The following is a 2879-nucleotide window of genomic DNA, read 5'->3' on the forward strand; positions in this document are numbered from 1 at the left end:
ATATCACATGGAAGGTACTACAATGGCTCAGGTTGCCATTTTTAAACAAATATTCGATAAAGTGCGAAATAATTTAAACTATCACTGGTTTTATTCTGAACTAAAACGTCACAATGTCTCACATTACATTTACTATTTAGCCACAGAGAATATTCATCTTGTTCTTGAAAACGATAATACGGTTTTAATAAAAGGACAGGGTAAGGTTGTAAATGTAAGATTTTCAAAAAATAAATGCCTTATAGAAGCCACCTTAAAAGGATTCAAATCAGGAGAGTTATCATTTTACGAATACAGGAAAAATCTTGCTACAGCAGGGGTTTTCAGATGGATTACAAATATCCACGAAAACAAAAGGTATTACTATACCTTTGATAATTCATTACTCTTTACTGAGAACATTCAGAACACTACACAAATATTTCCGCACTAAATCATAACGTCCGGTTTCTTCCGTGCCAGAACCGGACTCGCTGGCATGATGAAATATGTGTACCCGGTAACCCCGGTGTGCATCGTTTTTGATTATTCCCGCACACTCTCGCAGAAGGAGTTCCCCGTCGGGCTACGGTCTCTGTTAATACGGGAATACGGCGACGATACAGCGCATGATGTGTCAGGCTTGAATACCTTTATCCTTTAAAAGGGATATCAGTTAAGTTATCCCGTGTAGGGTATAAGCCATTATCAAAGCCACTCTGTAGGAAGTGCTTTTGTAATGGCAATAAAAAGCCCCGCGAATGCGAGGCTAAATCTTGGTATTTGTAATGACTGGCTCTTATCTCAACGCAGCCCCTTACCGCGCGCAAAATGCTCAATATCAAGCATCAGCAATGAGATGTTTAATCTGGATTCACTCCAGAAGTGAGCACCACCCTGTCTACAGAGCCAAATGTGAAGGATGATGAGTAAAATTATCGCTATCATCGAAGGCATTGCGTCCTGATGTACTCCTGCAGGTAGTTAACCTGCGCGGTTATCCTGTCGATTCCACTTCGGAGACGGTAATAATTGAGTTCAGCATCTGCTGTAAGTCTTGGGCTTTCTCCATCGCCCATGCTGCTGGCTCCGGTCTTTGACTTTGCACATGAGGCGGCGACTTGCAGCCGCTTACGCCCAGCAGAAACATCATCACGGAGACTTTCGATAGTCGCGTTAGCATCAGCAAGCTCCTTTGTATATCTGGCGTCGAGTTCTGCTACGTCACGTTGACGCTTCTGCATGTCAGCGATGATGGATGTGGCTTTGTCGCGCTGGGCTTTGTAGGCGATGGCGTTATCACGGTAATGATTAACAGCCCATAACAGGCAGACGATGATGCAGATAACCAGAGCGGAGATAATCGCGGTGACTCTGCTCATGCCTCAATCTCTCTGACCGTTCCGCCTGCTTCTTTGAATTTTGAAATCAGACTGTCAGCCTTATGCTCGAACTGACCATAACCAGCGCCCGGCAATGAAGCCCAGATATTGCTGCAACGGTCGATTGCCTGACGAATATCACCGCGGTCAATCATCGGTAAAGCGCCACGCTCTTTAATCTGTTGCAATGCCACAGCGTCCTGGCTTTTCGGAGAGAAGTCTTTCAGGCCAAGCTGCTTACGATAGGCATCCCACCAACGGGAAAGAAGCTGGTAACGTCCGGCTGCTGTTGATTTGAGTTTTGGGTTTAGCGTGACAAGTTTGCGAGGGTGATCGGAGTAATCAGTAAACAGTTCACCACCGACAATAACATCATAACCGTGGTTACGTGTCGGTTGTCGCCCGTTATCCGTTCCTTCTGACCATGCAACCATATCCAGGAAAGCTTTACGCTGGGAATTTAGTACCTGCATAAATTACTCCTTCGAGCTACCAAACTTGTTACCGATTACTCTCATTGCAGCCCCACGAATAGCATCGACACCGATCAGCCCCACCCCACCACCAATGGCAACAGAAAGCGATTTAGGCCATCCGACATACTCAAGCGCGGATGCAAAGGTCAACGTCAGAGCGCCACATAGCAAAATCTCGAGCGTTTTTCGCTTCCAGCCACCACCACCGCCAAAATAGGCGATGCGCAAACCAGCCATAACAATCGACATAATCACTGCGCCCAGCGGCGTATCTCCACGCCACCAGCTCTGAAACAACTCCAGCCAGTCCGGCCAGGTATTTGGGTTATGAGGCATTTCGTCATCTCTCACCTCGCGATATTTGCGGGTGCTGTGTTGGAAATAAAAAGGCCACGCAACGTGGCCACCAGAATTATTTCCCCACCAGTTCACTTACCTCTTTCACCGTCTGATTAAACCGCTCTGACTCAAGTTCAACACCTAACGCCCGACGCCCCAGCGCCATTGCCGCTTTTATTGTGGAACCGGATCCCATAAAGAAATCAGCAACCAGATCGCCTTGTCGACTACTGGCACTGATTATTTGCCGGAGCATATCCGCAGGCTTCTCACACGGATGTTTACCCGGGTAGAACTGAACGGGTTTATGCGTCCAGACGTCGGTATAAGGCACGGAAACTGATACGGAGAAATAGCGCCGGAGAGTTTTAAACTCATCCAGCAATTCAGAATATTTGCGATTCAGTGAATCATAAGATGCCACCAGCTGGTGGTGTGGTTGTTCCAGTTGTTGTTCCTGAAATTTCTCTGCCGCTATACGGGAAAACAGTGCCTGCAACTTCCGGTAGTCAGCCTCATTCGGCAACTGCCACTGACTGGCACCAAACCAGTGGGAAACCATATTTTTCTTACCTGTGGCTTCAGCAATTTGTTTTGCCGTTATACCCAGTTCGGCACGAGCATCCCTGAAATACGATATCAGCGGTGCCATTATGTGCTGTTTGAGTTCCCTTTCTTTTGCCGCATAGCCGTCACTTTTGCC

Annotated in this window: 6 protein-coding genes; 1 reads left to right on the forward strand and 5 read right to left on the reverse strand. The window is 46.9% G+C overall.

Annotated elements, in window-relative coordinates:
• Nucleotides 1-22: 22 nt before the first annotated feature.
• Nucleotides 23-433, forward strand: coding sequence for a DUF1398 domain-containing protein (locus tag K0778_RS25475; protein WP_000079508.1), 411 nt, complete (start codon nt 23-25; stop codon nt 431-433).
• 350 nt (nt 434-783) lie between these two features.
• Here K0778_RS25475 and K0778_RS25480 read toward each other — a convergent pair whose 3' ends face one another.
• The 5 genes from K0778_RS25480 to K0778_RS25500 all read right to left on the reverse strand — a co-directional run.
• Nucleotides 784-936: a hypothetical protein gene (locus K0778_RS25480; RefSeq protein WP_001139678.1), complete on the reverse strand. Its 153-nt coding sequence runs from the start codon at nt 934-936 to the stop codon at nt 784-786.
• A complete protein-coding gene (locus K0778_RS25485; protein ID WP_001446997.1) occupies nt 924-1361 on the reverse strand; it encodes a lysis protein in 438 nt (145 codons plus the stop codon). Before K0778_RS25485 ends, K0778_RS25480 begins: the two co-directional genes overlap by 13 nt.
• Nucleotides 1358-1834: a glycoside hydrolase family 104 protein gene (locus K0778_RS25490; RefSeq protein WP_001197767.1), complete on the reverse strand. Its 477-nt coding sequence runs from the start codon at nt 1832-1834 to the stop codon at nt 1358-1360. The genes K0778_RS25485 and K0778_RS25490 overlap by 4 nt, the downstream gene beginning before the upstream one ends.
• A gap of 3 nt (nt 1835-1837) precedes the next feature.
• Nucleotides 1838-2173 carry a phage holin, lambda family gene (locus K0778_RS25495; protein WP_001120502.1) on the reverse strand — a complete coding sequence of 112 codons (336 nt, stop codon included), beginning with the start codon at nt 2171-2173 and terminating at the stop codon, nt 1838-1840.
• A gap of 76 nt (nt 2174-2249) precedes the next feature.
• Nucleotides 2250-2879 (reverse strand): site-specific DNA-methyltransferase (locus K0778_RS25500; protein WP_153449168.1); only part of this gene is annotated, 630 nt, incomplete at its 5' end.

Origin of the sequence: Escherichia sp. XD33 (genome assembly GCF_019375075.1) — a bacterium.
Taxonomy (GTDB): Bacteria; Pseudomonadota; Gammaproteobacteria; order Enterobacterales; family Enterobacteriaceae; genus Enterobacter; species Enterobacter flexneri_A.

Excerpts from the sequence above, each read along its gene's own strand:
- K0778_RS25495 (WP_001120502.1), bottom strand. The coding sequence starts at position 2,173 with ATGCCTCATAACCCAAATACCTGGCCGGACTGGCTGGAGTTGTTTCAG.
- K0778_RS25480 (WP_001139678.1), bottom strand. The coding sequence starts at position 936 with ATGCCTTCGATGATAGCGATAATTTTACTCATCATCCTTCACATTTGG.
- K0778_RS25485 (WP_001446997.1), bottom strand. The coding sequence starts at position 1,361 with ATGAGCAGAGTCACCGCGATTATCTCCGCTCTGGTTATCTGCATCATC.
- K0778_RS25475 (WP_000079508.1), top strand. The coding sequence starts at position 23 with ATGGCTCAGGTTGCCATTTTTAAACAAATATTCGATAAAGTGCGAAAT.
- K0778_RS25490 (WP_001197767.1), bottom strand. The coding sequence starts at position 1,834 with ATGCAGGTACTAAATTCCCAGCGTAAAGCTTTCCTGGATATGGTTGCA.